This window comes from Corynebacterium sp., from assembly GCF_030532965.1.
Classification (GTDB): Bacteria; Actinomycetota; Actinomycetes; order Mycobacteriales; family Mycobacteriaceae; genus Corynebacterium.
In genome coordinates this window covers 25,310-31,416 of record NZ_JAUNKC010000037.1, presented here as the reverse complement: position 1 = coordinate 31,416, position 6,107 = coordinate 25,310, and the positions used below count along the sequence as shown (strand labels likewise).

The 6,107-nt window shown below is 51.9% G+C and carries 6 protein-coding genes; 1 reads left to right on the top strand and 5 read right to left on the bottom strand.

Annotated elements, in window-relative coordinates; translation table 11 throughout:
- Nucleotides 1–54 precede the first annotated feature (54 nt).
- From Q4D85_RS13325 to bioB, 5 genes are all read right to left on the bottom strand, one after another.
- Entirely contained in the window at nt 55–942 is an 888-nt protein-coding gene (locus Q4D85_RS13325) for a CPBP family intramembrane glutamic endopeptidase (protein WP_303201129.1), read from the bottom strand.
- A 45-nt stretch (nt 943–987) separates the two neighbouring features.
- Nucleotides 988–1,608: a PadR family transcriptional regulator gene (locus Q4D85_RS13320; RefSeq protein ID WP_303201127.1), complete on the bottom strand. Its 621-nt coding sequence runs from the start codon at nt 1,606–1,608 to the stop codon at nt 988–990.
- 886 nt (nt 1,609–2,494) lie between these two features.
- A complete protein-coding gene (locus Q4D85_RS13315; protein WP_303201125.1) occupies nt 2,495–3,196 on the bottom strand; it encodes a VIT family protein in 702 nt (233 codons plus the stop codon).
- Between the two features lie 110 nt (nt 3,197–3,306).
- Entirely contained in the window at nt 3,307–3,552 is a 246-nt protein-coding gene (locus Q4D85_RS13310; protein WP_303201124.1) for a hypothetical protein, read from the bottom strand.
- 22 nt (nt 3,553–3,574) lie between these two features.
- The gene (gene bioB / locus Q4D85_RS13305) at nt 3,575–4,570 is read right to left on the bottom strand and encodes a biotin synthase BioB (protein WP_303201123.1); all 996 of its coding nucleotides are present in this window, start codon (nt 4,568–4,570) and stop codon (nt 3,575–3,577) included.
- A gap of 138 nt (nt 4,571–4,708) precedes the next feature.
- Between bioB and Q4D85_RS13300 the strand changes: the two genes are divergently transcribed.
- Nucleotides 4,709–6,106 carry a M20/M25/M40 family metallo-hydrolase gene (locus Q4D85_RS13300; protein ID WP_303201122.1) on the top strand — a complete coding sequence of 466 codons (1,398 nt, stop codon included), beginning with the start codon at nt 4,709–4,711 and terminating at the stop codon, nt 6,104–6,106.
- Nucleotide 6,107: the final 1 nt, after the last annotated feature.

The window sequence follows — 6,107 nt, the reverse complement described above, 5'->3', positions numbered from 1 at the left end:
CGCACTTGTTGTCCTACGCCTCAACCACAAGAAGCTCTGGTGAGAAAACCTCATTCATCCTGTAGGCATTATCAAGCGATTTTTCATATTTTTGATTCGCCAATTTCGAATGCAAATCCCTACTATAAGATATAGTGCCGTTGGAACAATTCCCACCGAAAGCGAGAAGAGAAAAGCTTGGCTTTTTTCTACTGAAATAATTCCGTATAAAAGTAGGGGATTAATGAGGGCGTCTTCCATCGTATGTGCAATTACGAGCGGCCAAACCGACTTTGTTATTCTGAAGATTTCGGTGTACATGACCGTCCAACTAGTTACAACCACCATTCCGATTAAGAAAAAAGCTAATCGTCCCACCGGCAAAATATTTTGTATTTCCTCTTCCGATAAAAATATCATAATGTAAGGCAAATGCCATATCCACCATATAAATCCGATAATTACATATAGCTTTATGTCCGAAAAATTCAGTTTCAACAGTTGATTTGTTAAATACCCTCGCCACACGAATTCTTCAAACAGATTTTTTGCAAATTGGAATACCATTTGAGCAAGTAGAATCGAAACATAAGTTGAAATTCCGATCCCCACACCAGAGAACGTAATTCCACCCACACTATTTCCTACCAAAACGACGACGAATGTTATCACCGGGTAGACCAAAAAACCGATAAGATAAAATTTTTTATTCTCCTGGAAATGAAATGCAAATCCAGAGTTTTTCCACCCATCTCCAGCAAAGCTACGAAGAATGATGGTGAAGATCAATGGAGACACTAGCCATATTAGCATTCCGAGTGATTGCTGACCGGATAGAGTCCCAACGTTTTCGTAGTTCGCATTATTCATTAACTTGTCAATCAGATACCCTATCCATCCACTCGATGCACTGAGTACCGCAAGAGCTGTAATATTGCGCTTAATTCTTCGAATGTCATTCATTTTATATTCCTGTTTTTAATTAAGATTTTCGGTCAGTGAATTTTCTCATATTGATTGATTCAAAACTTCCTCCTTGAGGGTGTTAAACCAATCCAAATAAAATTCCAAATTTCCGATACCGAGCTTCAATGCCGCCATCTCAAAATAGGCTATACTTTCGACCATTTCCGAAATTGACTGCATTTTGGTATGTCTGTTTAACATCTCGGTTACATGTCGCGATTCTTTCAAATAGGAAGTAACCTCTTCTTTTTCTCCGCTTTGCAGAACCATTTCCTCGATTTGTCTCAATTCCTTGAGCTCAACTTCAATGCTGGCGATGGTTTCATCAATAAGAACCAGACGTTCCGACTTCGGCACATATCCCATAAAAAGCAGTTTTCCAAAGTCAATATTTTTTGTTTTAGAAACATCGATTGGGGTTCGAAGCCAATCAAGCAAGCTTTCGCATCCCATATCAGTAATCGAATACTTCTTTTTATTTACTCCGTTCTCAACGAGCTCTTCGCAGGTAACAAGATTTTGGGACAATAATTTTTTCAGCACTGCCTGTATACTCCCGAGACTGTCGCTACACATCGATTGAAAATAATTTCGTATCGTCATGCGGATTTCATAAGCAGTCATTCCGTTAATCATCAAAATTCCCAAAATTATTTTGCCCATATCAACCTCCTATATACCTAATAGTAACATACCTTTTAGGTATATAGGAGGTTTTTGCGCCGCATCCCGCTTCGCCTTGAAAATTGCATTAAAGCCAAGGAATGTGAGGTTTTCCGGGCGGAGTTTTGGCGTGATTGAGTTACCGGACGATGAAAATGATTGCTACTACGGCGACGGCAACGAAGGGGAACCGGTGACGCCGCTTGAATGCTGTGGACCATCTACACATGACATTTGCCCGCCCCACAGGTCTCCGTAACCTATTATATGCAAAATCTCATACTTCCACCCACCACCATTCACGCTGCGAACTCTTCTAGATTCCCCCTCTAAGTTCCGCGCTGCTATGACGGCTATCAACCACAATAAAGATGAGTAATTCACCAAGATTTTCTCATCAGGATACAGTGCATGTAGCATCACACCCATCGCACGCAACACAACCACCCTTTGCCATTTAGCAGCTTAATCACCAAAAATCCTGACAAGAAAAACCCCTCGGGAACGATTAGGGCATAAAATGGAAAAGGGAGCGCTGGATAGTGGGGTGAATGTTGCTACGTTTTAGACGAAAGGATATATAAGAAACTTTGCATGACGACATGTAGCCTATAGCAGATTTGACCAAATGGTAATAAATATATTCATCATCACTAGATGTCGTCCATATTTCTTCCCCATCAATTCGTGGCGATTGATGGGTCTTTCTGCACGCATGTTTTTTACGCTGATAGTGTCAGCTTGGTCCTGAAAAGAGGCGAACGCCTCTCAGTGGGGAATTTTGTAGTCAGGTTAATTGCTCTATAGAAAGATCGGCGTGGTTGTGCGGAGCGATCATCTCGTTGCTTATGCCGGAACGACAGTGACGGAAAGCAAACCTCACCGACTAACCAGAAACCCCAAAAAGCACCCCGGCACCATAGGTGATGGCTAAGCCTAACGCGCCGCCAACCACTAGGCGAAGCATCGCACGAGACGTCGACGTGCCAGAAAGCTTCGCGGAAATAAAGCCGGTGAGCGCCAGGGTCATTAGCGTGACTACAGCTACTATCCCGGCGCCGAAAACCAATGCGGCGATACTGGGTAAAAGCGCACCCACAATGAAGGAGACTGCGGAAGAAAGTGCCGCCGCCCAGGGATTAGTGAGTTCTTCCGGGTCGATTCCCAATTCCAACCGCAGGTGGGCATGAAGGGGATTCGCCGCATGAATCTGGCGGGCGGCCGCATGTGCGGTTTCGGCAGCGATGCCATAGCCACACAGAATCGCCACCAATTCCTCGTGCTCTTCATCGGGCATTGTCTCAAGTTCTTCGGTTTCTTTCGCTATGAAAAACCGTTCCGAATCCCGCTGGGCGGATACGGAAACGTATTCGCCCAAGGCCATAGAAACCGCACCGGAAACGATGGCGGCAATAGCAACAAGCATGATCTCGTGGCGCTGCCCACCCGCGGCGATGATGCCTAACAGAATGCACGACACAGACACAATGCCATCATTAGCCCCGAGCACACCGGCGCGCAGCCAATTGAGTTTGCCCGCGGAATCGATATGCGCCTCGTGTGGATGAAACCGAGTGCCGCTGGTCATGTCTTTCACCGCCTCACCGAATAAAAATAGTGCTTAGATATCCATCTAAGCACTATGTGGTAGGTGCCGGAAAGCAAACAAAGGCTTGCCATATCGGCAGGTAATGGCGATTATCGACGCCCCAAATACACCGAATCGACTTCGCCGTGTCGGGAGCAACGGGCGTCCCACCCGTCGGGACGCACCTGTACCACCATGCGTCGCCCGCACAGCTGACAAAAGCGGGGCGCTTCCAGGCCGGCGCGCGCAGAAGGTGAGAGAATTATCTCCTCCCCGCTGGCGACTTCCTGGCCGGTATTAGGGTGGAACACCGGTGCGTCACCGGCGAGCAAGGCTTCGAGAAGTTCTTGAGACATACAGTTTTCCGTCGCTTATTACTTATACGCTGGCGTTTAGCACCTTGAGCGGAATCTGGAGCTTGCCCAACATATCCAGGTCTTCTTCCATTGGGCGGCCCAGCGTCGTCAAGTAATTACCCACGATCACCGCGTTGATGCCACCGAGCAGACCCTGTTCAGTTCCGAGGTCACCGAGGGTGAGCTCGCGGCCGCCAGCGAATCGTAGGATGGTTTTAGGCAAGGCCAGTCGGAACGCACCGATGGCGCGGAGTGCGTCGGCGGTTTCCATCACTTCCTTGTCAGCAAATGGGGTGCCGGGGCGCGGATCGAGGAAGTTCATGGGAACCTCGGTGGGGTTGAGTTCGGCAAGATCGCAGGCAAATTCGGCGCGCTGTTCGAGGGTTTCGCCCATGCCGAGGATGCCGCCGGAGCAGACTTCCATTCCGGCTTCGGCAACCATGCGCAGGGTTTCCCGGCGCGATTCCCAGGAGTGGGTGGTCACGACGTTCGGGAAGAAGGAGCGGGCGGTTTCGAGGTTGTGGTTGTAGCGGTGCACGCCCGCGGCCTTCAGCCGGTCGACTTGTTCTTGGGTGAGAATGCCGACGGAGGCCGCCACCTCAATATCCACCTCCGCTTTGATGGCGGCGACGGCTTCTTCCAGTTGGGACATGAGTCGCTCGTCGGGGCCTTTCACGGCGGCGACGATGCAGAATTCCGTGGCACCGGACTTTTGGGTTTGCTTTGCCGCTTCCACCAGTCCCGCGATGTCCAGCCAGGCGGAACGCACGGGGGATTGGAAGAGGCCGGATTGGGAGCAGAAGTGGCAGTCTTCGGGGCAGCCGCCGGTTTTCAGCGAGATAATACCTTCGACCTCTACTTCTTCGCCGCACCACTTGAGGCGGACTTGGTGTGCCAGTTCCAGGAGTTCCGGAATGCGAGATTCTTCTAGTTCCAGCACTTTAAGAACTTCGTCCTTGGCTAGGCCAATTCCTTGTTCTAGTACTTTGGTGCGGGCGATGTCGAGAATATCGGTCATGGGTGTCTCCTTTGGGCTGGTTGGCGCGTCACGAAAACCATAAAACTTGAGCGCCGTTCAAGAAGTGTAGCTGAACATCGTTTAGCGGGCGGGGATTTTACGCAAAAACTTCAAAAATTTTCCAATAAAGTAGACACCATGCACGCGCCGACGATCATCCCCTTCAACGATTTCGCCCACACCGCTCTCTACCGCGACACCCTTGACCTGCTCCAACAACTTGTGCGCAACGCCTGCGTCAACGACTTCACACCCGGCTCCGGCCAAGAAGTGCGCAATGCAAACACCCTTGACGCATTCTTTGCCGACGTCGCCGACGCCATCACCATCACCCGCTACGAACCTGAACCTGGCCGCACCTCACTTGTGGTCACCGTCGAAGGCAACGACCCTGAAGCCGAACCCCTGACGTTCCTCGGGCACACCGACGTGGTCCCCGTCGATGAGGCAAAGTGGACCAAACCGCCCTTTGAGGCACTGATCGAAAACGGCATCATCTACGGCCGCGGCACCGTTGACATGCTATTTATCACCGCCACGATGGCCGCCATCACCCGGGAGGTTGCGCGCACCAAGACGAATGCAGGCACCCTGCACTTCGTCGCACTTGCCGACGAAGAAGCACGCGGCGGACTCGGCGCGAAGTGGCTCAAAGAAAACCACCCAGATGCGTTTAGCTGGAAGAACTGCCTGTCGGAAACCGGCGGTTCCCACATTCTGGGCCAGGACGGCTCCGATTCGCTCATCGTCTATGTGGGTGAAAAAGGTGCCGCGCAGCGCCGCATCCACGTCCACGGCGACCCCGGTCACGGGTCGGTCCCCTACGGTAAAGATTCCGCAATCGTGACGATAGCGGAGGTCGCGCGTCGTATAGCGTTAGCCAAGCCCCAGGTCACCGATTCGGAAATCTGGCAAGGATTCGTTGAGGCGTTCCGCTTCGATGAAGCCACCACCGCAGCACTCAAAGCAGGCAACGAGGAAAGCTACCGCACGCTGGGGGAACTCGCCGCCTACGGCGATGCCGTCTCGCACCTAACCATCGCCCAAACCGTGCTGCGCGCAGGCCAAGCCATCAACGTCCTCCCCTCCCACGCATGGTTGGAAATGGATATCCGCCCCCTACCCGGCCACAGCCAAGACGACGTTGACGCCGTGCTTTTCGACGCCCTCGGCGACCTCGCAGACACAGTTGAGGTTGAGCGCCTCATCTGCGAAGACGCCACCTTATCCCCCACCGACACTCCCCTCTATCGCTGCCTAGAAAACACACTAGTGTCCTTCTTCCCGCAGGCTCAAGTGCTGCCCATGGTAGCCGCCGGTGGCTCCGACCTGCGGTTCGCCAGGCAACTCGGCGGGGTCGGCTACGGTTTCGCCGTCCACGCTGTAGGCCGAAGCCTCGGCCACGCCCACGGCCAGTTACACTCCCACGACGAACACCTCCACCTCGAAGACCTAGCACTGACCATCCAGGGATACGCGCACGTCACCGCCACTTTCTTGCGCGCAACCAACCCCTGCCACATCGAGGAGAGCTAAC

Coding starts and splice junctions, on each gene's coding strand:
- Q4D85_RS13325 (WP_303201129.1), bottom strand. CDS start 942: ATGAATGACATTCGAAGAATTAAGCGCAATATTACAGCTCTTGCGGTA.
- Q4D85_RS13320 (WP_303201127.1), bottom strand. CDS start 1,608: ATGGGCAAAATAATTTTGGGAATTTTGATGATTAACGGAATGACTGCT.
- Q4D85_RS13315 (WP_303201125.1), bottom strand. CDS start 3,196: ATGACCAGCGGCACTCGGTTTCATCCACACGAGGCGCATATCGATTCC.
- Q4D85_RS13310 (WP_303201124.1), bottom strand. CDS start 3,552: ATGTCTCAAGAACTTCTCGAAGCCTTGCTCGCCGGTGACGCACCGGTG.
- bioB (WP_303201123.1), bottom strand. CDS start 4,570: ATGACCGATATTCTCGACATCGCCCGCACCAAAGTACTAGAACAAGGA.
- Q4D85_RS13300 (WP_303201122.1), top strand. CDS start 4,709: ATGCACGCGCCGACGATCATCCCCTTCAACGATTTCGCCCACACCGCT.